Origin of the sequence: Streptococcus sp. Marseille-P7375, assembly GCF_902460365.1 — a bacterium.
Taxonomy (GTDB): domain Bacteria; phylum Bacillota; class Bacilli; order Lactobacillales; family Streptococcaceae; genus Streptococcus; species Streptococcus cristatus_I.
This window is the reverse complement of the sequence record NZ_CABPTR010000002.1, coordinates 214,793-238,732: the sequence shown is the minus strand read 5'-3', so window position 1 is coordinate 238,732 and position 23,940 is coordinate 214,793. Positions and strand designations below refer to the sequence as shown.

Annotated in this window: 20 protein-coding genes and 2 pseudogenes; 20 read left to right on the top strand and 2 right to left on the bottom strand. The window is 42.4% G+C overall.

What is annotated here, in order from left to right:
• The first annotated feature begins 106 nt into the window (after positions 1–106).
• The 16 genes and pseudogenes from gap to FZ954_RS06540 form a co-directional block, all read left to right on the top strand.
• Positions 107–1,117 (top strand): type I glyceraldehyde-3-phosphate dehydrogenase, encoded by a 1,011-nt coding sequence (gene gap / locus FZ954_RS06615; protein WP_000260673.1) that lies wholly within the window; start codon positions 107–109, stop codon positions 1,115–1,117.
• Between the two features lie 245 nt (positions 1,118–1,362).
• Positions 1,363–2,562 carry a phosphoglycerate kinase gene (locus FZ954_RS06610; RefSeq protein WP_125371180.1) on the top strand — a complete coding sequence of 400 codons (1,200 nt, stop codon included), beginning with the start codon at positions 1,363–1,365 and terminating at the stop codon, positions 2,560–2,562.
• A 430-nt stretch (positions 2,563–2,992) separates the two neighbouring features.
• Positions 2,993–3,517 (top strand): aromatic acid exporter family protein, encoded by a 525-nt coding sequence (locus FZ954_RS06605; RefSeq protein WP_148877807.1) that lies wholly within the window; start codon positions 2,993–2,995, stop codon positions 3,515–3,517.
• Between the two features lie 76 nt (positions 3,518–3,593).
• Positions 3,594–3,959: a MerR family transcriptional regulator gene (locus tag FZ954_RS06600; RefSeq protein ID WP_005591665.1), complete on the top strand. Its 366-nt coding sequence runs from the start codon at positions 3,594–3,596 to the stop codon at positions 3,957–3,959.
• Between the two features lie 30 nt (positions 3,960–3,989).
• Positions 3,990–5,336 carry a type I glutamate--ammonia ligase gene (gene glnA, locus FZ954_RS06595; protein WP_005591666.1) on the top strand — a complete coding sequence of 449 codons (1,347 nt, stop codon included), beginning with the start codon at positions 3,990–3,992 and terminating at the stop codon, positions 5,334–5,336.
• 184 nt (positions 5,337–5,520) lie between these two features.
• Positions 5,521–6,228 carry a phosphoribosylaminoimidazolesuccinocarboxamide synthase gene (purC, locus tag FZ954_RS06590; RefSeq protein ID WP_148877806.1) on the top strand — a complete coding sequence of 236 codons (708 nt, stop codon included), beginning with the start codon at positions 5,521–5,523 and terminating at the stop codon, positions 6,226–6,228.
• Positions 6,229–6,292: 64 nt separating this feature from the next.
• Positions 6,293–10,018 carry a phosphoribosylformylglycinamidine synthase gene (locus tag FZ954_RS06585; protein WP_148877805.1) on the top strand — a complete coding sequence of 1,242 codons (3,726 nt, stop codon included), beginning with the start codon at positions 6,293–6,295 and terminating at the stop codon, positions 10,016–10,018.
• Positions 10,019–10,030: 12 nt separating this feature from the next.
• Positions 10,031–11,473: an amidophosphoribosyltransferase gene (gene purF / locus FZ954_RS06580; protein WP_148877804.1), complete on the top strand. Its 1,443-nt coding sequence runs from the start codon at positions 10,031–10,033 to the stop codon at positions 11,471–11,473.
• Positions 11,474–11,516: 43 nt separating this feature from the next.
• Entirely contained in the window at positions 11,517–12,539 is a 1,023-nt protein-coding gene (gene purM, locus FZ954_RS06575; protein ID WP_148877803.1) for a phosphoribosylformylglycinamidine cyclo-ligase, read from the top strand.
• Positions 12,536–13,087, top strand: a complete 552-nt coding sequence (purN, locus tag FZ954_RS06570) for a phosphoribosylglycinamide formyltransferase (protein WP_148877802.1) — start codon at positions 12,536–12,538, stop codon at positions 13,085–13,087. The genes purM and purN overlap by 4 nt, the downstream gene beginning before the upstream one ends.
• Positions 13,088–13,147: 60 nt before the next feature.
• Positions 13,148–13,854, top strand: a pseudogene (locus FZ954_RS06565) (suppressor of fused domain protein).
• 41 nt (positions 13,855–13,895) lie between these two features.
• Positions 13,896–15,443: a bifunctional phosphoribosylaminoimidazolecarboxamide formyltransferase/IMP cyclohydrolase gene (gene purH / locus FZ954_RS06560; RefSeq protein WP_148877800.1), complete on the top strand. Its 1,548-nt coding sequence runs from the start codon at positions 13,896–13,898 to the stop codon at positions 15,441–15,443.
• A 139-nt stretch (positions 15,444–15,582) separates the two neighbouring features.
• Positions 15,583–16,440, top strand: coding sequence for a hypothetical protein (locus tag FZ954_RS06555; protein ID WP_148877799.1), 858 nt, complete (start codon positions 15,583–15,585; stop codon positions 16,438–16,440).
• A gap of 2 nt (positions 16,441–16,442) precedes the next feature.
• Entirely contained in the window at positions 16,443–16,925 is a 483-nt protein-coding gene (locus tag FZ954_RS06550; RefSeq protein WP_000794233.1) for a Panacea domain-containing protein, read from the top strand.
• A gap of 130 nt (positions 16,926–17,055) precedes the next feature.
• Positions 17,056–17,439: a hypothetical protein gene (locus tag FZ954_RS06545; protein ID WP_148877798.1), complete on the top strand. Its 384-nt coding sequence runs from the start codon at positions 17,056–17,058 to the stop codon at positions 17,437–17,439.
• A gap of 30 nt (positions 17,440–17,469) precedes the next feature.
• Positions 17,470–17,574, top strand: a pseudogene (locus tag FZ954_RS06540) (IMP cyclohydrolase); the annotation flags it as partial.
• Positions 17,575–17,693: 119 nt separating this feature from the next.
• Here FZ954_RS06540 and FZ954_RS06535 read toward each other — a convergent pair.
• The gene (locus FZ954_RS06535) at positions 17,694–17,993 is read right to left on the bottom strand and encodes a YbaB/EbfC family nucleoid-associated protein (protein ID WP_148877797.1); all 300 of its coding nucleotides are present in this window, start codon (positions 17,991–17,993) and stop codon (positions 17,694–17,696) included.
• A 169-nt stretch (positions 17,994–18,162) separates the two neighbouring features.
• Here FZ954_RS06535 and FZ954_RS06530 point away from each other — a divergent pair, with 169 nt between their 5' ends.
• Positions 18,163–18,576 (top strand): glycosyltransferase, encoded by a 414-nt coding sequence (locus FZ954_RS06530; RefSeq protein WP_187423339.1) that lies wholly within the window; start codon positions 18,163–18,165, stop codon positions 18,574–18,576.
• A gap of 36 nt (positions 18,577–18,612) precedes the next feature.
• On the opposite strand, the gene FZ954_RS06525 is transcribed toward FZ954_RS06530, so the two are convergent.
• Positions 18,613–20,904, bottom strand: a complete 2,292-nt coding sequence (locus FZ954_RS06525; protein ID WP_148877796.1) for a Xaa-Pro dipeptidyl-peptidase — start codon at positions 20,902–20,904, stop codon at positions 18,613–18,615.
• A 101-nt stretch (positions 20,905–21,005) separates the two neighbouring features.
• Between FZ954_RS06525 and gla the strand changes: the two genes are divergently transcribed.
• The 3 genes from gla to FZ954_RS06510 all read left to right on the top strand — a co-directional run bounded on the left by gla (position 21,006) and on the right by FZ954_RS06510 (position 23,761).
• Entirely contained in the window at positions 21,006–21,902 is an 897-nt protein-coding gene (gene gla, locus FZ954_RS06520) for an aquaglyceroporin Gla (RefSeq protein WP_125383404.1), read from the top strand.
• Between the two features lie 192 nt (positions 21,903–22,094).
• Positions 22,095–22,832 (top strand): CppA N-terminal domain-containing protein, encoded by a 738-nt coding sequence (locus tag FZ954_RS06515; protein ID WP_148877795.1) that lies wholly within the window; start codon positions 22,095–22,097, stop codon positions 22,830–22,832.
• Positions 22,829–23,761 (top strand): serine hydrolase domain-containing protein, encoded by a 933-nt coding sequence (locus tag FZ954_RS06510; protein WP_148877794.1) that lies wholly within the window; start codon positions 22,829–22,831, stop codon positions 23,759–23,761. Before FZ954_RS06515 ends, FZ954_RS06510 begins: the two co-directional genes overlap by 4 nt.
• Positions 23,762–23,940 lie beyond the last annotated feature (179 nt).

Sequence of the window (23,940 nt, the reverse complement as noted above, 5' to 3'; positions counted from 1 at the left end):
TACTCAATAAGGTATATAATAGATATGTTGAAAGGTGATTTTTGGTGATTCAAGTTACTCTTTTCACAATAAAATTTTCATGATTTTCATAAGGAGGAAATCACTAATGGTAGTTAAAGTTGGTATTAACGGTTTCGGACGTATCGGTCGTCTTGCTTTCCGCCGTATCCAAAACGTAGAAGGTGTTGAAGTTACTCGCATCAACGACCTTACAGATCCAGTGATGCTTGCACACCTGTTGAAATACGACACAACTCAAGGTCGTTTCGATGGTACTGTTGAAGTTAAAGAAGGTGGATTCGAAGTTAACGGTAAATTCGTTAAAGTTTCTGCTGAACGTGATCCAGAACAAATCGACTGGGCTAACGACGGTGTAGAAATCGTTCTTGAAGCAACTGGTTTCTTTGCTACTAAAGCAGCTGCTGAAAAACACTTGCACGCTGGTGGTGCTAAGAAAGTTGTTATCACTGCTCCTGGTGGATCAGATGTTAAAACAGTTGTATTTAACACTAACCATGATATTCTTGATGGTACTGAAACAGTTATCTCAGGTGCTTCATGTACTACAAACTGTTTGGCTCCAATGGCTAAAGCTCTTCATGACAACTTCGGTATCGTTGAAGGTTTGATGACTACTATCCACGGTTACACTGGTGACCAAATGGTTCTTGATGGACCACACCGTAAAGGTGACCTTCGCCGTGCTCGTGCTGCTGCAGCTAACATCGTTCCTAACTCAACTGGTGCTGCTAAAGCAATCGGTTTGGTTATCCCTGAATTGAACGGTAAATTGGACGGAGCTGCTCAACGTGTTCCTGTTCCAACAGGTTCTGTAACTGAATTGGTAGCAGTTCTTGATAAGAACGTTACTGTTGATGAAGTAAACGCAGCTATGAAAGCAGCTTCTAACGAATCATACGGTTACACTGAAGATCCAATCGTATCTTCTGATATCGTAGGTATGTCATTCGGTTCATTGTTTGACGCAACTCAAACTAAAGTTCTTGACGTTGATGGTAAACAATTGGTTAAAGTTGTTTCATGGTATGACAACGAAATGTCTTACACTTCACAACTTGTTCGTACTCTTGAATACTTTGCAAAAATCGCTAAATAATTCAATTGTATGAAGAAGAGATCCGAATGGATCTCTTTTTTTGTTTTACAGAACAGCTTGAAGGAGTGGCTATTGGAAATCACCCTGCTCATGCAACATCATTAGCATTTATCAGAAAAATGAGAATCGTGTAGTCTTTCATCTATCTTTGATTGGAGAAAAGGAAAAGCCATGAATTTTTGCTATCACTTTTGTAGATTTTGTGATATAATTAACACGTATAAAAAAAGAAGGAGTCATATCTAATGGCAAAATTGACTGTTAAAGACGTTGAATTGAAAGGGAAAAAAGTTCTCGTTCGTGTTGATTTCAACGTTCCTGTAAAAGATGGCGTGATTACTAACGACAACCGTATCACTGCAGCACTTCCAACTATCAAGTACATCCTTGAACAAGGTGGACGTGCAATCCTCTTCTCTCACCTTGGACGTGTAAAAGAAGAAGCAGACAAAGAAGGTAAATCACTTGCTCCTGTAGCTGCTGACTTGGCTGCTAAATTGGGACAAGAAGTTAAATTTATCCCAGGCGTTACACGTGGTGCTGAATTGGAAGCAGCTGTTAACGCTCTTGAAGATGGACAAGTTCTCTTGGTTGAAAACACTCGTTTTGAAGATGTTGACGGCAAGAAAGAGTCTAAAAACGATCCAGAACTTGGTAAATACTGGGCATCTCTTGGAGATGGTATCTTCGTAAACGATGCATTCGGTACAGCTCACCGTGCACACGCATCTAACGTTGGTATCTCAGCAAATGTTGAAAAAGCTGTTGCTGGCTTCCTTCTTGAAAACGAAATTGCCTACATCCAAGAAGCAGTTGAAGCTCCAGAACGTCCATTCGTGGCGATCCTTGGTGGTTCAAAAGTTTCAGACAAGATCGGTGTAATCGAAAACTTGCTTGAAAAAGCTGATAAAGTCCTTATCGGTGGTGGTATGACTTACACATTCTACAAAGCGCAAGGTATCGAAATCGGTAACTCACTTGTAGAAGAAGATAAATTGGATGTTGCCAAAGCTCTTCTTGAAAAAGCAAATGGCAAATTGATCTTACCAGTTGACTCTAAAGAAGCAAATGCTTTTGCTGACTACACTGAAGTGAAAGACACTGAAGGTGAAGCAGTAGATCCAGGCTTCCTTGGTTTGGATATCGGTCCTAAATCTATCGCTAAGTTTGACGAAGCTTTGACTGGTGCGAAAACAGTTGTATGGAACGGACCTATGGGTGTGTTTGAAAACCCAGACTTCCAAGCTGGTACAATCGGTGTCATGGACGCTATCGTGAAACAACCAGGCGTGAAATCAATCATCGGTGGTGGTGACTCAGCTGCCGCAGCCATCAACCTTGGTCGTGCAGACAAGTTCTCATGGATTAGTACGGGCGGAGGCGCTTCTATGGAGCTTCTTGAAGGTAAAGTATTGCCAGGTTTGGCTGCACTTACAGAAAAATAATTTCAGCCCGTTAGTCTCTACAAAATCCTGATTTTGTAGAAAAAGGAACAAAACTGAAACGTTAACAAAAAGGTGGCTATGTCACCTTTTTGTGTTAGTGGAGGTATTTGTGACGCGGTGGTGGAGCCTCAATGGAACTCCTTGAAGGTAAAGTTCTTCCAGGGCTTGCAGCTTTGACTGAAAAATAATCTTTGAAACGGAAAGAGTTGGGTAACCAACTCTTTTTCTTTTGTCCTCGTAGGTTTCTGAGGAAATGGGCTTTTGACTTCTATTTTCCTAGCGAGTAATCAATAATGGGAAATGTAGTTAGAAATACAGTAGAAGCTGGCTATGCATCTTGTAGGATACAAACAATAAACTGGATGGACAGAGCCTTTTTGTTAGAAAATATGTTAGAATAAAGATAGTCTACTTTTAAAAAGGAAAAGGCATGAGCTATTTTAGTAAGTACAAATTTGATAAATCAAAATTTCGCTTGGGTATGAGGACGATGAAAACAGGGATAGCGGTTTTTGTTGTCCTACTCATTTTTGGCATGTTTGGCTGGAAGGGGCTCCAAATTGGGGCTTTGACAGCGGTGTTTAGCCTGCGAGAAGATTTTGATAAAAGTGTTCATTTCGGAACTTCCCGTATTTTAGGAAATAGTGTCGGGGGCTTTTATGCTTTGATATTCTACCTACTGGGAAATTTATTGAACGGCCAATTTTGGGTGACTTTGGTGTTTGTGCCAATCTGTACGATGCTGACGATCATGACCAATGTTGCTATGAACAATAAGGCTGGGGTGATTGGTGGTGTTTCAGCCATGCTGATTATCACTCTTTCCATTAGTCCGGAAGATACTATTTTATACGTTTTTGCTAGAGTTTTTGAAACCTTTATGGGGGTCTTTGTCGCAATAGTTGTAAATTCGGATGTGGATAGAATTAAGAATTTCTTTAAGTCTATAAATTAAAATGTGTGAGAAAATCTCACATTGATTGTTGACATACAAAAAAAATTAGTTATAATAGTGCATAGAGAGGAAAAAAATGAAGGAAAAAGAGTTTCGCCGAAATATGGCAGTCTTTCCCATAGGTAGCGTTATGAAGTTGACGGACTTATCTGCCCGTCAGATTCGATATTATGAGGAGCAAAACCTCATCACTCCCCTTCGGAATGAGGGCAATCGCCGGATGTATTCCCTGAACGATATGGACCGGCTTTTGGAAATTAAGGATTATATTTCTGAAGGCTATAATATCGCTGCTATCAAAAAGAAATATGCTGAACGTGAAGCTAAATCCCACAAAACGATTAGTGAAAAGGAAGTCCGTCGGGCTCTCCACAATGATATTTTACAGCAAGGTCGTTTTGGCTCTTCTCTGCCAACCTTTGGTCACATGCGTCGGCCATAAACTATTTTTTAAAACTATAAGGAGTTACCCATGCCCATTACAGCAGCTGATATTCGTCGCGAAGTAAAAGAAAAAAACGTCACTTTCATCCGTCTAATGTTCTCTGATATTTTGGGAACCATGAAAAACGTTGAAATTCCAGCAACGGATGAGCAGCTTGAGAAGGTCTTATCAAATAAGGCTATGTTTGACGGTTCGTCTATCGAGGGATTTGTTCGGATTAATGAATCTGATATGTATCTTTATCCTGATTTGGATACTTGGACAGTTTTTCCTTGGGGAGATGAAAATGGCAGTGTAGCAGGCTTGATCTGTGATGTTTATACGACAGAACATGTTCCCTTTGCAGGAGATCCTCGTAGTAACCTTAAGCGAGCTCTCAAACATATGGAAGCACTGGGCTTCAAGTCTTTCAATCTTGGTCCTGAGCCAGAATTTTTCCTTTTCAAATTGGATGAAAATGGCGATCCGACACTGGAAGTGAATGACAAGGGTGGCTATTTTGACTTGGCGCCGACAGACTTGGCAGACAATACCCGTCGGGAAATCGTCAATGTCCTGACCAAGATGGGCTTTGAAGTAGAAGCGAGTCACCACGAGGTGGCAGTCGGTCAGCACGAGATTGACTTTAAGTATGATGAAGTGCTTCGCGCTTGTGATAAAATTCAGATTTTCAAATTGGTGGTGAAAACCATTGCTCGTAAGCACGGTCTCTATGCGACTTTCATGGCTAAGCCAAAGTTTGGTATTGCTGGTTCTGGTATGCACTGCAATATGTCCCTCTTTGACCAAGATGGAAATAATGCGTTTTATGACCCAGAAGATCCAAAAGGAATGCAGTTGTCTGAGACAGCCTATTATTTCTTGGGTGGTTTGATTAAGCATGCCTATAACTATACAGCTATCATGAATCCAACTGTTAACTCTTACAAACGTTTGGTGCCTGGCTTTGAAGCACCAGTTTACATCGCTTGGGCTGGCCAAAATCGCTCACCTTTGGTTCGAGTACCGGCATCGCGCGGCATGGGAACTCGCTTGGAGTTGCGTTCAGTAGACCCGATGGCCAATCCTTATATTGCTATGGCAGTGCTCTTAGAAGTGGGACTTCATGGAGTGGAAAATAAAATCGAAGCGCCAGCTCCAATCGAGGAAAATATCTATGTGATGACAGCTGAGGAGCGCAAGGAAGCCGGTATTACTGACCTGCCATCTACCCTCCATAATGCCCTTAAGGCTTTAACTGAAGATGAGGTCGTCAAGGCAGCTTTGGGTAACCATATTTACACTAGCTTTGTTGAAGCCAAGCGGATTGAATGGGCTAGCTATGCGACCTTCGTTTCCCAATGGGAAATTGATAATTATTTGGACTTATATTAATGAATTCTAGAACAGGGCTTGAAAAAGTCCTGTTTTTGTATGGAAACAAGATATTTTCAGTTTTTAACTGTTGTATTTCCAACCTTTTTCATGTTTTTGCGTCTATAATGTACGGGAAATGCTTGTAAAATATATTTAAAAGTGATACACTTAAATCATAAAAGCACGAAAGGCGAATAATAAAATGTCAAACAAGTTGTTATATTCGGGAAAAGCAAAGGATATTTTTGCGACAGAAGATGAGCAGGTGATTTTGTCCCGCTACAAGGATCAGGCGACTGCTTTTAACGGTGTCAAAAAGGAGCAAATTGCAGGTAAGGGAGTTTTGAATAATCAGATTTCAGCCTTTATCTTTGAAAAGTTGAATGCTGCCGGTGTAGCAACGCATTTTATCGAGAAAATCTCAGATACAGATCAGCTCAATAAAAAAGTTGACATTATTCCTTTGGAAGTTGTGCTCCGCAACTACACAGCTGGTTCCTTTTCAAAACGCTTTGGTGTGGAAGAAGGCATCGCATTTGAGACTCCGATTGTCGAATTTTACTATAAAAATGATGATTTGGATGATCCTTTTATCAATGATGAGCATGTGAAATTCCTAAAGATTGCGGATGACCAGCAGATTGCTTACTTGAAGGAAGAAACTCGTCGTATCAATGAACTTTTGAAGGTATGGTTTGCTGAGATTGGTCTCAAATTGATTGACTTTAAGTTAGAGTTCGGTTTTGACAAAGATGGCAATATTATCCTGGCAGACGAATTTTCACCAGATAACTGCCGTTTGTGGGATGCGGATGGCAACCACATGGACAAGGACGTTTTCCGTAGAGGACTGGGTGAATTGACAGACGTTTACGAGGTTGTCTGGGAAAAGTTGCAAGAATTGAAATAATAACCTAAAGGTCGTTTGGGAATTTGGGAACATTGTAAGAGCTGGAATAAAGGAATAAGAATTGATGGATAAACGTATTTTTGTTGAAAAAAAGGCTGATTTTCAGGTCAAATCAGAGAGTTTGGTAAGAGAACTCCAGCACAACTTGGGATTGTCAACTTTGAAAAGTATTCGCATTGTACAGGTTTATGATGTCTTTGATTTGGCTGAGGACTTGTTTGCACCTGCAGAGAAGCACATCTTCTCTGAGCAGGTGACAGACCATGTCTTGGACGAAGCAGCTGTGCAAGCGGATCTTGCCAACTATGCTTTCTTTGCCATTGAAAGCCTGCCAGGGCAGTTTGACCAACGTGCAGCATCTTCGCAAGAAGCTTTGCTTTTGCTGGGAAGTTCGAGCGATGTGACAGTCAACACAGCCCAACTGTACTTGGTTAATAAAGATATTGATGCGACTGAGTTAGAAGCGGTCAAGAACTATTTGCTCAACCCAGTTGATTCTCGTTTCAAGGACATCACGACAGGGATTGCCAAGCAGGAATTTTCAGAGTCAGACAAGACCATTCCTAAATTGACTTTCTTTGAAAGTTATACGGCAGAAGATTTTGCCCGCTACAAGGCCGAGCAAGGGATGGCCATGGAAGTGGATGATTTGCTCTTTATCCAAGACTATTTTAAGTCAATCGGACGCGTGCCGACGGAAACAGAGCTCAAGGTTTTGGACACTTACTGGTCTGACCACTGCCGTCACACGACTTTTGAGACCGAGTTGAAAAATATCGACTTCTCAGCTTCAAAATTCCAAAAGCAATTGCAGGCGACCTATGACAAGTATATTGCCATGCGTGAGGAGTTGGGGCGTTCGGAGAAACCACAAACCTTGATGGATATGGCGACTATTTTCGGTCGTTATGAGCGTGCTAATGGACGTTTGGACGATATGGAAGTGTCTGATGAAATCAATGCCTGTTCGGTCGAAATCGAAGTGGACGTTGATGGTGTCAAGGAACCTTGGCTCCTCATGTTCAAAAACGAAACCCACAACCACCCAACGGAAATTGAACCATTTGGTGGAGCGGCTACCTGTATCGGTGGTGCCATTCGTGACCCATTATCAGGTCGCTCCTACGTTTACCAAGCTATGCGTATCTCAGGCGCTGGTGATATTACGGCACCGATCTCTGAGACACGTGCTGGGAAATTGCCACAACAAGTCATTTCTAAAACAGCGGCTCACGGTTACTCTTCTTATGGGAACCAGATTGGTCTTGCGACGACATACGTTCGTGAGTATCTCCACCCAGGCTTTGTAGCTAAACGCATGGAGCTAGGTGCTGTTATCGGAGCGGCTCCCAAGGGTAATGTTGTTCGTGAAAAACCGGAAGCGGGCGATGTCATTATCCTCCTTGGTGGGAAGACTGGACGTGACGGTGTCGGTGGTGCGACAGGATCTTCTAAGGTTCAAACAGTTGAGTCTGTAGAGACTGCTGGAGCTGAGGTTCAAAAAGGGAATGCCATCGAAGAACGCAAGATTCAACGTCTTTTCCGTAATGGCGATGTCACTCGTCTTATTAAGAAGTCCAACGACTTTGGTGCAGGTGGTGTCTGTGTGGCCATCGGTGAATTGGCAGACGGTCTTGAAATTGACCTCAACAAAGTGCCTCTTAAATACCAAGGTTTGAACGGGACAGAAATTGCCATCTCTGAATCACAAGAACGGATGGCAGTTGTGGTGCGTCCTGAAGACGTAGATGCCTTCGTTGCGGAATGTAACAAAGAAAATATTGATGCTGTTGTGGTTGCGACAGTCACTGAAAAACCAAATCTTGTCATGCACTGGAATGGTGAAACAATTGTCGACTTGGAACGCCGCTTCCTTGATACCAATGGTGTGCGCGTAGTCGTTGATGCCAAGGTTGTGGACAAGGATGTCAAACTCCCAGAAGAACGTCAAACATCTGCTGAAACACTTGAAGCTGATACCCTTGCGGTTCTATCTGATTTGAACCATGCGAGTCAAAAAGGTTTACAAACTATCTTTGACTGCTCGGTCGGTCGTTCAACGGTCAATCACCCACTTGGTGGTCGCTACCAACTCACGCCAACTGAGGCATCTGTGCAAAAATTGCCAGTTCAGCATGGTGTGACTCATACTGCATCTGTTATGGCTCAAGGATTCCATCCATATGTAGCAGAATGGTCTCCATATCATGGAGCTGCTTATGCGGTTATCGAAGCGACTGCTCGTTTGGTAGCTGCTGGTGCCAACTGGTCCAAGGCTCGTTTCTCTTACCAAGAGTATTTCGAGCGTATGGACAAACAGGCAGAGCGTTTTGGTCAGCCGGTAGCAGCTCTCCTAGGCTCTATCGAAGCACAAATCCAACTTGGCTTGCCATCTATCGGTGGTAAGGACTCTATGTCTGGTACCTTTGAAGAATTAACCGTACCACCAACCTTGGTTGCCTTTGGGGTGACGACGGCAGATAGCCGGAAGGTGCTTTCTCCTGAGTTCAAAGTTGCAGGTGAAAACATCTATTATATTCCAGGTCAAGCCCTATCTGCAGAGATTGATTTTGACTTGATTAAGAAAAATTTTGCTCAATTTGAAGCCATTCAAAAGGCTTACAAGGTGACGGCGGCTTCAGCTGTTAAATACGGTGGTGTCGTTGAAAGCTTGGCTCTTGCTACTTTTGGGAACCATATTGGTGCAGAGGTTATCTTGTCTGAACTTGAAAGTTCTTTGACAGCTCAATTGGGCGGATTTATCTTCACATCTCCTGAAGAAATATCTGGAGTAGAAAAAATCGGTCAAACGAGCGCAGACTTTGCTCTCCTTGTCAACGGTGTGAAGCTAGATGGAGACAAACTCGATAATGCTTTCCAAGGGACATTGGAAGAAGTCTATCCTACTGAATTTGCCCAAGCGAAAGAATTGGACGAAGTGCCAGCTGTCGCTTCTAAGGCAGTCATCAAAGCCAAAGAAAGAGTTGAAAAACCTGTGGTTTACATCCCAGTCTTCCTAGGAACCAACTCAGAATATGACTCAGCTAAGGCTTTCGAAAAAGAAGGTGCAGAGGTTAATTTGGTGCCATTCGTGACCTTGAATGAAGAAGCTATTGTCAAGTCAGTTGAAACTATGGTTGACAACATCGGCAAGGCTAATATCCTCTTCTTTGCAGGTGGCTTCTCGGCTGCGGATGAGCCAGATGGATCAGCTAAGTTTATCGTCAATATCCTGCTCAATGAAAAAGTGCGTGCAGCCATTGATAGCTTTATCGCTCGTGGTGGCTTGATTATCGGTATCTGTAATGGATTCCAAGCCCTCGTCAAATCAGGTCTTCTTCCATACGGGAACTTTGAGGATGCCAGCAGTACTAGCCCAACCCTCTTCTACAATGATGCTAACCAGCACGTGGCTAAGATGGTAGAAACTCGAATTGCTAATACAAATTCACCGTGGCTTGCCGGAGTGCAAGTGGGTGATATCCATGCTATTCCTGTTTCGCACGGTGAAGGGAAGTTTGTTGTGACGGCTGAGGAATTTGCGGAGCTCCGTGACAATGGTCAAATCTTTAGCCAATACGTTGACTTTGAGGGCAAACCAAGCATGGATTCTAAGTATAATCCGAATGGTTCTGTCAATGCCATCGAAGGAATTACCAGTAAGAACGGACAAATCATCGGTAAGATGGGCCACTCAGAACGTTATGAAGACGGTCTCTTCCAAAATATCCCAGGAAATAAAGACCAGCACCTGTTTGCGTCAGCTGTGCGTTATTTCACAGGGAAATAAAAGGTATAAAAAATGACATACGAAGTAAAATCTCTTAATGAAGAATGTGGTGTTTTCGGTATTTGGGGACATCCAGATGCTGCTAAAATGACCTATTTTGGGCTCCACAGTCTTCAGCACCGTGGTCAGGAGGGGGCTGGAATCCTCTCCAATGACCAAGGGAAATTGAAGCGCCATCGTGATATGGGGCTTCTATCAGAAGTTTTCAAAAATCCTACCAAATTGGATAAACTGACAGGAACTGCTGCCATCGGGCATGTGCGTTATGCGACTGCTGGGGAAGCTTCTGTAGATAATATCCAGCCTTTCATTTTTCGCTTTCATGATATGCAGTTTGGTCTTGCTCATAACGGAAACTTGACCAACGCTGAATCGCTCAAAAAAGAATTGGAACAAAGAGGTGCTATTTTCAGCTCAACCTCTGATTCTGAAATCTTGGCTCATTTGATTCGTCGGAGTCACAATCCAAACTTGATGGGCAAAATCAAGGAGGCGCTCAGTCTTGTCAAAGGTGGCTTTGCTTATATCTTGCTGTTTGAGGATAAGTTGATTGCGGCGCTTGATCCTAATGGCTTCCGTCCGCTTTCTATCGGGAAAATGGCCAACGGAGCGGTGGTCGTTTCCTCTGAAACCTGTGCTTTTGAAGTCATTGGTGCCGAGTGGATTCGCGATGTAAAACCAGGAGAGATTGTGATCGTGGATGACAGCGGGATCCAGTATGATAGTTATACGAATGATACTCAGCTCGCGATTTGCTCTATGGAGTACATCTACTTTGCCCGTCCTGACTCTAACATCCATGGTGTTAACGTCCATACGGCCCGCAAACGTATGGGGGCTCAATTGGCGCGTGAGTTCAAGCACGAAGCGGATATTGTGGTTGGTGTGCCTAATTCCTCACTCAGCGCAGCTATGGGGTTTGCGGAAGAATCTGGTCTGCCAAATGAAATGGGGCTGATTAAAAATCAATACACCCAACGCACCTTTATCCAACCGACTCAAGAATTGCGGGAGCAAGGGGTGCGGATGAAACTGTCTGCTGTTTCGGGTGTTGTTAAAGGCAAACGTGTGGTCATGATTGATGATTCTATTGTTCGTGGGACAACCTCTCGCCGTATCGTTCAGCTTTTGAAAGAAGCGGGGGCTTCTGAGGTTCATGTTGCTATTGGAAGTCCTGCGCTAGCTTATCCATGTTTCTACGGGATTGACATCCAGACGCGCCAGGAGCTGATTGCGGCTAATCATACAGTTGAAGAAACTCGCCAAATCATTGGTGCGGATAGCCTGACCTATCTTTCAATTGATGGCCTGATTAATTCTATCGGGATTGAAACAGATGCGCCGAACGGTGGTCTCTGTGTCGCTTACTTTGACGGTGACTACCCAACTCCTCTCTACGACTATGAAGAAGACTATCGTAGAAGTTTGGAAGACAAGACCAGTTTTTACAAATAGGCGGATGAAGGCTCTCCATTAAAGGAAAGGAAGAGGAGAAAAGATGACAAATAAAAATGCTTATGCGCAATCCGGTGTGGATGTTGAAGCGGGTTATGAAGTTGTTGAGCGGATCAAAAAGCACGTGGCTCGCACGGAGCGTGCGGGTGTCATGGGAGCTCTTGGTGGCTTTGGTGGCATGTTTGACCTTTCAAAAACAGGTGTCAAAGAGCCCGTCTTGATTTCAGGGACTGACGGTGTCGGGACCAAGCTCATGTTGGCCATCAAGTATGATAAGCATGATACGATTGGGCAAGACTGTGTGGCCATGTGTGTCAACGATATCATCGCTGCAGGTGCGGAGCCTCTTTACTTCCTTGACTACGTCGCGACAGGGAAGAATGAACCAGCTAAACTAGAACAAGTCGTTGCTGGTGTGGCAGAAGGCTGTGTGCAGGCAGGCGCGGCCCTCATCGGTGGGGAAACGGCTGAAATGCCAGGTATGTACGGCGAAGATGACTATGACTTGGCTGGTTTTGCAGTCGGTGTGGCTGAAAAATCTCACATCATAGACGGTTCAAAAGTAGCTGAAGGTGATGTTCTTCTCGGGCTTGCTTCAAGTGGTATCCACTCCAATGGTTACTCACTCGTGCGTCGTGTCTTTGCCGACTACACAGGTGAGGAAGTCTTGCCAGAATTGGAAGGCAAGCAACTCAAGGAAGTCCTGCTTGAGCCGACTCGTATCTATGTCAAGGCTGTCTTGCCACTCATCAAGGAAGGGCTGGTCAACGGCATTGCCCACATCACAGGTGGGGGCTTTATCGAAAATGTCCCTCGTATGTTTGCAGTTGACTTGGCTGCAGAGATTGAGGAAAGCAAGGTCCCGGTGCTTCCGATTTTCAAAGCCCTTGAAAAATACGGTCAGATCAAGCACGAAGAAATGTTTGAAATCTTCAATATGGGTGTAGGGCTCATGTTGGCAGTTAGCCCTGAAAATGTAGGTCTTGTCAAGGAATTGCTGGATGAACCAGTCTATGAAATTGGTCGCATCGTCAAGAAAGAAAACGAAAGTGTCATCATCAAATGAAAAAAATAGCGGTTTTTGCCTCTGGTAATGGCTCAAACTTTCAGGTGATTGCCGAAGAATTTCCGGTAGAGTTTGTCTTTTCAGACCATCGTGACGCCTATGTGCTAGAGCGGGCAGAAAAGCTCGGCGTCCTGTCCTATGCTTTTGAACTCAGAGAGTTTGAGAACAAGGCAGACTACGAAGCAGCCCTTGTCGAACTCTTGGAGGAACACCAGATTGACTTGGTTTGTCTCGCCGGCTACATGAAAATCGTTGGGCCAACCTTATTGGAGGCTTATGAAGATCGAATCATCAACATTCATCCAGCCTACCTGCCAGAATTTCCAGGTGCTCATGGGATTGAGGACGCTTGGAATGCTGATGTCGCTGAGAGTGGTGTGACCATTCACTGGGTGGACTCGGGTGTGGATACAGGCAAGGTTATCAAACAAGTCCGTGTACCACGTCTAGCTGATGATACCATTGACAGTTTTGAAGCCCGCATTCATGAAGCAGAGTACAAGTTGTATCCAGAGGTTCTGGATAGCTTGGGAGTTGCACGAAAATAAGAAGGAAATCATAGACGATTTTGCGGCAAGGATTAAAAGTCATCTGCTAAGGAGAAATTTATGGGTTTGTTTGATTTTTTAAGAAAAAACCTTCTAGCGAAGAGACGCCGACTAAAGATAAGGACAAGATTGTTATTAAAGTTGAAAATACAGATGATAGCGCTCCAGGATGGGAAGCGATTGATGCAGAATTTAATCGTTTATACCCTGATCAGCCCAGTCCTCTTCATTATGGAACAGTTATCAAGTATATGCTAGGCGGTCCAGATCCACTTGATGGCATCAGTGTTTACGATGCAGGAGATTTTTGGCATTTTGTGAGTTATGGTTTATCAGAATTATATACCAAAGAAAGCGAAGATCTTGAATACAGTGGTTATGGGATTGAATTAACCTTTAAGTTAAAGAAATCAAATAATGACGAAGAAGAAATTAAAAATGGCTGTGGTTTGCTACAGTATGTGGCAAGATATATTTTTAAAACGGGTAAAGTGGTTTTGCCAGAAGAATACATCTATACCAAGCAAACGGTAGGAATTGATGCCCAACAGAAATCTAATTTGACAGGATTCTTGACTGCTGCTGATGATTTAGCTAAGCCTCTAGATACTCCGCATGGAAAAGTGGAATTTGTAACCTTAATTGGTGCGACAGACGCCGAACTGCGAAGTATTTATGAAAGTGAAACAAGTAAGCTGGAGGTCAGGAAATTGTTGCAAGGACTTGGAGATCAGCTTACAGATTATAGTCGCCAGTCTTTGGTTTAAATGATGTGAAAGCACCTCTTGATACAATGAAAGGAAAAAACATGACAAAACGCGCCTTAATCAGCGTCTCAGACAAAGCGGGCATTGTTGAATTTGCCCAAGAACTTAAAAAACTTGGTTGGGAGATTATCTCGACAGGTGGGACTAAGGTTGCCCTTGATAATGCTGGGGTGGAGACCATTGCGATCGATGATGTGACTGGTTTCCCAGAAATGATGGACGGCCGTGTCAAGACCCTTCACCCAAATATCCACGGTGGCCTCTTGGCTCGTCGTGATCTCGATAGCCATTTAGAGGCGGCTAAAGATAATAATATTGAGCTTATTGACCTTGTAGTGGTCAACCTTTATCCATTCAAGGAAACGATTCTCAAATCAGATGTGACATACGCTGATGCGGTAGAAAATATTGACATCGGCGGACCGTCTATGCTTCGTTCAGCAGCTAAAAACCACGCTAGCGTGACAGTTGTAGTAGATCCTGCTGACTATGAAGTGGTGCTTGACGAATTGGCAGCAAATGGCGAAACAAGTTACGAAACGCGTCAACGTTTAGCAGCAAAAGTATTCCGTCACACAGCGGCCTATGATGCCTTGATTGCGGAATACTTCACAGCTCAAGTGGGCGAAAGTAAACCAGAAAAGCTGACCTTGACTTATGACCTCAAGCAAGCTATGCGCTATGGGGAAAATCCTCAACAGGATGCGGACTTCTACCAAAAAGGTTTACCAACGGCTTACTCAATTGCTTCAGCTAAACAACTTAACGGTAAAGAATTATCATTCAACAATATCCGCGATGCGGATGCAGCTATCCGTATTATCCGTGATTTCAAAGAGCGTCCAACAGTTGTGGCTTTGAAACATATGAATCCATGTGGAATTGGTCAGGCAGATGACATCGAAACTGCTTGGGATTATGCTTATGAGTCTGATCCAGTGTCTATCTTTGGCGGCATTGTCGTTCTCAACCGTGAGGTGGATGCTGCGACAGCTGAGAAGATGCATGGTGTTTTCCTTGAAATCATCATCGCGCCAAGCTATACGGATGAAGCGCTAGCCATTTTGACCAATAAAAAGAAAAACTTGCGTATCCTTGCCTTGCCATTTGATGCTCAAGATGCTAGTGAAGTGGAAGCAGAATACACAGGTGTTGTCGGTGGACTTCTGGTGCAAAACCAAGACGTGGTCAAGGAAAGCCCAGCTGACTGGCAAGTGATGACAAAACGCCAGCCAACTGAGACAGAGGCGACTGCTCTTGAGTTCGCTTGGAAGGCTATCAAATACGTCAAATCAAACGGAATCATCGTGACTAATGACCACATGACACTGGGTGTTGGCCCTGGTCAAACCAACCGTGTGGCTTCTGTTCGTATCGCCATTGACCAAGCCAAAGACCGCCTTGACGGCGCTGTTCTGGCTTCAGATGCCTTCTTCCCATTTGCCGATAACGTGGAAGAAATCGCCAAAGCAGGTATCAAGGCCATCATCCAGCCAGGAGGCTCTGTCCGTGACCAAGAATCTATTGAGGCCGCTGACAAATATGGCTTGACTATGATATTCACTGGTGTCCGGCATTTTAGGCATTAAGAAGTTAATAAATAGCGAAAAGCAATCAGCTAAAAGTTGGTTGTTTTATTTTGTAAATTTATCGTCTAACTATGAAATTTTGAATAGATTCTGTTATAATTATTTTGAACAAGATGTAATTATATAGATTGGACAAGTTATGCCTGAGCAACAAAATGATAGTAATTGGTTTAAATGGTGGAATTATGTAAAAGAGGAGGTAGGGATAAAAAATTATGTAAAACAATTATTTCCTCAATATTTTATAATGGTAATTCCAATATTATTGTCTTTGCCAATATTGCCTTTACAAGTTTTGATGAAGCATTGGTGGGGAGTTCTGATTCTAATAATTATAATTTTAATTTTAATTGCAGCTCAAACTTTTTTTGAATATAAAAATGATATAAAACATGTTCAAAAAATTCAACAATTAGAAGAAGAAGTCGAAAGAGCTAGACAAGAAAAAGAGCGTCTTGAAAATGAAAACGAATTTTATGCCTTAACAATTGAAGATAATCAAAAATATTTTTTAATCATGCTTTATAGAAAATTAGGGTTAACGGAATCAGATAGAATATCATTATATTATAGAAATAGTATTGATAAAGACTTTGAAATTGTAGCTCGATATAGTACATCAAATCGTTTTAAAGAGCATAGTCGCCCTTCGTATCCACATGATCAGGGCTATATTTCTAAATGTTGGGAAACAAAGGATGATGATTTTTATGTGGAGGCTATTCCTGAAGCAAGCTATACTGAAAACATTGATTATTTTGCTAGTGAAATGAATATGGCTCCTGAAACACTAAGACATTTAAAAATGAAAAGCCGCGCATTTTATATAAAAAATGTGAAGGACAAGAATAGGGATAAGTCTATAGGCGTTATTGTTATCGAATCTATAAATTCTAAAATCGCGAATTTAAGTGAGAAACAATTGAAAAGTAAATTAGATTCTGATATGATGGAGTACCTATATCAACTTATGGACAATAAATTAAGAGGAAATTAATAATGAAAAATATGGTAGATCAAGTATTACGCTATATAGTAAAAAACTATCCCATTCCTGAAGAATTAACTAAAACAAGAACAACGAAGTTAGTGTACTTGGTTGATTGGGAAATGGCTAAGAGAAAACACAGGCAGTTAACTGATATTGAATGGAAATTTGATCATTTTGGGCCTTTTGTTTCAGATGTTTATGATGCAGCTGATGAAGATAAGGAATTGAGTATTGTGAAAAAGCAATCAGCATTTGGTACAACAAAGTACATAGTTCAATCTAAAAATGATAGGGAACGGCTAGAATATCCTGATTTAGATAGAGAAACACAAGCGATAATTGATGATGTAATTGATAAAACAAGGAATCTTTATTGGAACGGATTTATTGAGTATGTCTATGATACATATCCAATAAAACATGTTCAAAAGTATAATCATTTAAATTTAGTTCAATTAGCAGAGGAAGAATCCAGATTACACATTCAATAATTTTAAAAATCCCCGGTTCGTTATGAACCGAGGATTTTTCTTGTTCGCTTTTTTTTATTTCCTAAATTGTCAAATTAAGTTAGACTTTTCAAGTAACTCAGAAAAACTTGGTATAGTGTTTGATAATTCAATGATTAGTCCAGAATGTGATATAGCACAAAATAAAAGACGTTATTATAAGTTCATTCGTGGATGCGTTATCTCTAAAAACTTAATTGAAAAAATTTTATCCGATACGTTTTACGAGAATAAATTCAAATTCAAGAAAGAAGATGGGAAGGTAGTTTTTAAGTTTAATGATACTATATTTAACGCACTAGAGTTTAAGCATAAAAGTTATCAAAATAGTTCAGTCTATTTGATTTTGGATTTTTCACAAATTACTACAATTCCTGTTACTGATACTACAATTACTGAAAAGGAAGTTCTGTTTTCTATTAATTCCGATATGCTTAGTACAATAAAAAATAAGCTGGCGGCAGTCATTTACAAAAAAGGTTACCAACATTTATAGTTAAGGGATATCTTGTTTCTGAGAATAATTATCATCCAGCCAGGAGGCTCTGTCCGTGACCAAGAGTCAATCGAAGCGGCTGATAAATACGGAATGGCTATGGTCTTCACAGGCGTGAGACATTTTAGACATTAAGAAGATTTATATTGGAGAAAATGGAGAGATCTTTTCTCCAATTTTTTGCGCAAAAAAACTCCCAAAAGGATGATTGGTTCATCTTTTTGGGAGTTGATTTTTATAAGGACTTAACAGATTTAGAAAGAAAGTCCACTTTGGAAAGCGCTGAGTTTTTGCTTAGCTACCTCGTTGATTTGATCGATAGCAGCATTGATAGCTTGACTAGTCAAATCAGATAGAGTTTCCATATCTTCTGGGTCTACAATAGCAGGCTGAAAGTCAATTTTGACAACCTTTTTATCACCAGTAAGAGTTGCTACGACTAAATCTTGGCTAGATTTTCCAACAAATTCAGTTGCCGCTAATTCTGCTTGAGCAATTTCCATGTCTTTTTTAAGTTTTTGGGCTTGCTTCATCATGTTTTGCATATTCATCATAAGATTTTCTTTCCTTTCTCTCGCAAGGGCTGATCCCCTTGGTAATCTTCACTCTTCAATTATATCATTTTTTGGAAAAGTGGCAAGAAGAACATTTTTAGAAGGTTTGACAAAGATTTAGTATTTATGGTAGTATGGTCACGAAACTATATACCGAGGAGAAGATAACTTGAAAAATAAGAATATAAAAGGTTTGCTGTTGGTAGTGCTCTCATCCCTCTTCATCTTAATCGGTTGTAGTGGCAGCCCTAAAATTCAGGGGAAATGGAATGTGCAGGATGTTAGAGGAGAACAAACGACCATTGAAATAAAAGAGAAAACCATCATTATCAACGAAGAAGAGTATAAGTATACTCAAAATGCTGTTGGTTTTAAAAATGGGGTGAGTTATTATGGCCTGACTCGGAAAGATAATGGCAAAATATTTTCTATCGTCTTTCCTGAGAAAGATAAAAATGTTGCTATTATGCTAATTCCTGATTCAGACGAAGACTATCTCACAGGTAGTATGCTCTTTGCTATGAACCGCAAGGAAAAGCCAGATTATAAAAAATATGCTGAGAAATATTTCAATCTAAAATAAGAGAAAAAGGCGCCGAAAAATCAGCGTCTTTTAGTTTTATTGTTGTGATATCATGGTTGGCAAGTACAGACTAGATTGCCCTAAATCAACCGTCAACTGATAATCTGTCTTATCACGGACGGTGTGTTCGAAGTCTGTGGTGTAGAGGACGAGGCGTAGTTGGTCGCCTTTTTTCATCTTGTAGATGGTTGGTTGCAGCTCAAAGCTACATTCCATCCATTGGTCAGGAGTGACTTCTTCGACTGTCAGCAAATCTGTCCGATTTTGCAGGTTGAGGAAACCTTTGGTAATGACACGGTGTGGCATTTCAGCAAAAGGCAGCTCAAGCAGATTGTCCAGCATATAGTAGCGGCCATTGTCCATGACTCGAGGCTCAAGCGGTGTCGGAATCGGAGTGAGGCGCTTAGCTGGTCCGAAGTCCAGCAATTGAGCAGAAAGCAGTCCCTTGTCCGTGCTGGATTTAAGGCGCAGTTTGAGCTGGGTGGCCCCGTTGAGGAAGAGGTCGTCTTCCAAAGTCCAATCCAGAGTAATCTGGTTAACCTTGCCGTCAAAGAGTTCGTTTTTAAAGCTTTGATAGCTCTTGGCAAAACGATTATACTCTTCTTCTGAATACTGGTTTTGAATCTCTTGAGCGCCTTCACCTAGTTGGAAATGAGCGTAGTTCTTCTGTCCACCAAAGTCTTCCAGAGTTAGCCAGCTTTGAGCTTGGCTGTTGTCCTGCCAGATGACTGTTGGCAGTTCAAAGTCTGATTCACAACCCAGCAGTTTTTTGCTCAGCAGAGCATTGATAGACTCGCGGAAGTCGATGGACTGCCAGTTGTTCATGTAAACATGGGCACCGTTATGGAAGAAGAGGTGCTTTTTGATGTGAGCTGGCAGAGCTCGGAACATATTATAAACATGGAGGGGCTTGACATTCCAATCCTGAGAGCCGTGAGTGAAGACGACTTCGGCCTTGACCTTATCTGTATGGAGCAGATAGTTGCGGTCATGCCAAAATTGATTGTAATCTCCGGTTTGCCGGTCTAGGTCTTTGCGCTGTTGCTCTAGGCTTTGCTGATAGGCATCATTATGACGCAGGTAGTCACCAGCCCTCAGGTTGCGGGAGTAGGTCAGTTCGGTCAAGGATTCAAAGTCTTCTCCTGGGTAGCCGCCTGGACTTGTGACAAGGCCGTTTTCGCGGTAGTAGTTGTACCAAGAAGAAATCCCAGCTTCGGCGATAATGACTTCCAGCCCATCTACTCCAGCTGTCGCTAATCCATTGGACATGGTGCCCAGATAGGAGATACCGGTCGTAGCTACTTTTCCGTTGGACCAACTAGCCTTGATTTCCCGCTGGCGGGTGTGGTCGGTGAAAGCTCGGCAGCGGCCGTTGAGCCAGTCAATAACGTTCTTATAGGCCTCGATCTGCTGGTAGTCACCGCTGGTCATCAGGCCTTGAGAATCTTTGGTTCCCACGCCAGACACGTAGAGATTGGCAAAACCGCGGGGTAGCAAGTAGTCGTTGAGCGTGTAGGTGCCAATATGACCCAATTTTTCCTCAGCTTCAGAGACTTCTTGGACAAGAGCTGGCGAATCCAACTGGAGCAATTTAAGCTCAGGATCTTGTACAGTGATTTGATGAGGTTCTTTCCTTGCCAAATCCACATTCATATTATGGAGAGCCTTGTCACTGGCAGGGTCGTTGGTTCCTTGATGATAAGGAGAAGCGGTCATGACAGCAGGGATTTGCCCTTGGTAACGAGGACGGATAATGCTAACTTTGACCAGATCTAGCTGACCGTCTCCATCAGTATCCACGCGTGATTCTACATAAACCACCTCACGAATGGCATCATGGCTGGAAAAGGTTGCCAGGCTCTTACCGTTGAAGTAGTGGTGGGTATTGTCCTCAGGAATCAAACCCTCGCTGACCAGCTTATCAACCAACAGGTTGCCATTTTTTGTTCGAGTGTTGAGCAACTGGTAGAGGTTTTCTAGCAGATCGTCGTAAACGATAGGGAAGTTACTTTCTGTTCGGAATTTCTCAAGATCGGTGAAATCAACAAAAGGCACAAAATCCAAGAGCTGAAAGGCAGTCATATAGAAGACCTCAGCTGTCAGTTCATGGTCTGACTCAAAGAAGGTCAATAGGTCAGTTTCGCTATCAGCTGCCCAAGCTCGAAGCAAGTAATCAGTATCCTGATAGAGAAAGAAACAACGTCGTAGGAAGCTTTGGAGATTGTCTTTGTCAGAAAGGTGCGGCTCATAAACAAAGCCCAAGTCGGCTAATTCTTGGCGCATGGTGTCTGGATTTGTCTTGCGATAACTATACTGATTAAAGCGCATATTTTTCCCTCTTTTTCTGGTTTTTATTAAAATGACCTTTACATTATCCATTATACTTGATAAAATATAGATTGTCTAAAAAATTTTAAAGGAGAAATTAGATGGATTTCAGTTGGGCTATTAAATATGCCACGGAATTTTTAGGAACAGCTATCCTTATCATTTTGGGGAATGGTGCTGTTGCCAATGTTGAATTAAAAGGAACTAAAGGTCATCAAAGTGGCTGGTTGGTCATTGCCGTTGGTTACGGTATGGGGGTTATGATTCCAGCTTTGATGTTTGGAAATACCTCAGGTAACCACATCAACCCTGCCTTCACTTTAGGACTTGCGATTAGCGGTTACTTCCCATGGGCGCATGTAGCACCTTACATTCTTGCTCAAGTTTTGGGTGCTATCTTCGGACAGGCTTTGGTCGTAGCGACACACCGCCCTTACTACTTGAAAACAGAAAATCCAAATAATATCTTGGGTACTTTCTCAACCATTTCAAGTCTAGATCACGGAACACCTGAATCTCGTAAAGCAGCAACAATTAATGGCTTTATCAATGAGTTTGTTGGTTCCTTTGTTCTTTTCTTTGCAGCGATGGGCATGACTAAACTTCACTTCGGTGCGGAACTGAAGGTTCTTATCGAGAAGAATGTACAACAACAAGCTCTTCAAGCAGCTCAAGCAGGCCAAAAAGTAGCAGAATCAGATGTTCAAAGTCTTATTCACAATACATTTGCACAAGCAACAAATGGATCATCTGCTGTCGCTCACTTGGCACTTGGTTTCCTTGTCATGGCTTTGGTAACTTCACTTGGAGGTCCTACTGGACCAGGTCTTAACCCAGCCCGTGACCTCGGACCTCGTATCTTGCACTTTATCTTGCCAAAATCAATCCTTGGTGAACACAAGGGCGATTCAAAATGGTGGTATTCTTGGGTACCGGTTGTGGCACCAATTGCAGCTGGTATTGCAGCAGTAGCTTTATTTAAAGCGATTTACGGATAATATCTATCGAAAGACTGAGAGAAATCTCGGTCTTTTTTTGTTGGTTTTTTACTAATAGAAAAATTCGATTTGGTTTATATTTTTGGTCTGTTAGATTAGGATAGTGGAAATGTTCTGAAAATTGTTGGTTTGCGCATAATTTCTTGTCAAAAAAATGAAAATTTATTACAATAAAATGGTTTGGAGGAAGTTATGAGTGTGAATCATGTTGCAAGAATCGTTCCAGTAATAAAAGTAAATAATCGGAACCTAAATCAAGATTTCTATAGTAAAACGCTGGGGATGAAATCCCTATTGGAAGAAGGAGCCCAGTTGTCTTTGGGCGATCAAACCAAAACAGAAAGATTGATTTTAGAAGAATCTCCAAGCATGCGCTCTCGCCGAGTGAAAGGGGCAAAGAAATTGGCTCGCTTAGTGATCAAGGTGGCACAAGCGTCAGAAATTGAAGCCTTGTTGGCTCGAGGGTTTGAAGTTGACAGTTTATATCGTGGGGAGAACGGTTATGCTTTTGAAGCGACTTCCCCAGAAGGCGATCGCCTCTTGCTCCACGCGGAAGAGGATCTGAGTAGCTTACAACCAGTCCAAGAAACTCCTGCATTTGAAGTGCAGGACGACTTTATCGGCTTGAGTCAATTTGATGTGGAAAAGATTGAGCTTCGTGTCCCAGATTCACAAGCTGTCAAGGCTTTCTATCAGCCAGTGAGTAATGTCTTGGATTTCCTAGATGTGCAGGAAGCCCAAGGAGAAGATTTGACGGCTGATAATACAAAAACTTGGGATTTGGCTATGCTCAAATGTTTGGTGACGGACTTTGATGTGGAAAAATTGTCATCGATTTTTGCGCCACAGGAATTTTTTGTACCTAAATCTAAAAAATTCTTAGTCGGCCAAGACCAAAGTAATATTGAACTATGGTTTGAACAACTATGACCCAGCGGATTTTAGAAAAGATCGATCAGCAGCTTGCTGCGGGGCTTTATCCTGGGGCTAGTTTGTCTCTTTATCGTGATGGTCACTGGCAGAGTTTTTATCTGGGTCTGGCAGACCCGGCCAATCAATCAGCAACGCGAGCAGGTTTGGTTTATGATCTGGCCAGTGTTAGTAAGGTGGTTGGCGTAGGAACCTTGGTGGCATTTTTGTTTCAGACTGGTGACTTGGATATCGATGTGCCTTTGCGGCAATACTATCCAGCCTTTCATGATGATCGGGTGACTCTGCGCCAGCTATTAACCCATACCTCTGGGCTCGATCCCTTTATTCCCAATCGGGATAGGCTCAATGCTCAAGAACTAAAGGTAGCCCTCAATAGCTTGACAGTGCTGGATGACAAAACCTTCCATTATACAGATGTTAATTTTCTCCTGCTGGGCTTTATGCTGGAGGAGCTGTACGGGGAAGCTTTGGATAAGTTATTTGAAGACAAGATTTTTAAGCCGTGGGCGATGAAGAACACTAGCTTTGGGCCAGTAGCTTCTGCGGTGCCGACTGTTCGTGGCGTTGAAGCAGGGGTGGTTCATGATCCCAAAGCGCGTGTCTTAGGCCAGCATGCTGGTAGCGCTGGGCTTTTTTCAAGGCTTGAGGATTTGCAGATTTTTTTAGAGCATTATTTGCGGGATGAATTTGCAGAGAGATTGAGCCAAAACTTTGCTCTAGAGCCGGGCAAGACGCGCAGTCTGGCTTGGAATTTGGAAGGGGAATGGCTGGATCATACAGGCTATACGGGTACTTTTATCATGTACAATCGGGCGGAACAGAAAGCAGCAATCTTTCTTTCCAATCGCACCTATGAAAAGGATGAGCGTGCCCAGTGGATTTTAGACCGCAATGAACTGATGGCTCTAATCAGAAAAGAGTGGTAGCATCCTCCCTACCGAGGCTAAAGGCCAGTCACTGATGATGAAATAGGATAGAACTCCGGCTTTTGCTTGGAGTTTTTGACTGCTTAACGTGACTTTGTCAGTTAAGATGGGAAAAGATCGCTTTTTTTTCAAAAGTATATTAAAATATAGAAGATAGAAGGAAGAAATAGAGAGAAAGT